Consider the following 446-nt stretch of genomic DNA (forward strand, 5'->3'; position numbering starts at 1 on the left):
GCATGTCCGAACTGCGGGGGGACGGGGCCATCGCACCCGGCGCGCAGCGGCGCTTGCTGCTGTCTTCCGTGCTTTTCGCGCTGGGGGTCACGACGATCTTCGTGCTGCTGGGCATGGGGGCCACCGCGCTCGGCAAAGTCTTCTCTAGCTATATGGAAGAACTTTCCTGGGTCGCCGCCGGGATACTGACACTTTTCGGTCTGCACTTTCTCGGTGTGATCCGGGTCCCGCTGCTCTACCGCGAAGCGCGGCTGGGCGACGGCGGCGCGCCGGGGTCCGTCTGGGGAAGCTATGTGATGGGGCTGGCCTTCGGCTTTGGCTGGACGCCCTGCGTCGGGCCCGCGCTCGCGGCGATCCTGATGATTGCCAGCGGCATGGGCGACATCTGGCGCGGGGGTACACTTCTGGCGGTCTACGGCTTCGGCATGACGGCGCCCTTCATCCTC

General features: G+C 67.0%; 1 protein-coding gene. It reads left to right on the forward strand.

Annotation, left to right across the window (positions count from 1 at the left end; translation table 11 throughout):
• The coding region (locus tag A3728_RS13805; protein WP_201722328.1) for a cytochrome c biogenesis CcdA family protein at positions 1-446 on the forward strand (446 nt) is incomplete at both ends.

Origin of the sequence: Sulfitobacter sp. HI0040, from assembly GCF_001634885.1 — a bacterium.
Classification (GTDB): domain Bacteria; phylum Pseudomonadota; class Alphaproteobacteria; order Rhodobacterales; family Rhodobacteraceae; genus Sulfitobacter.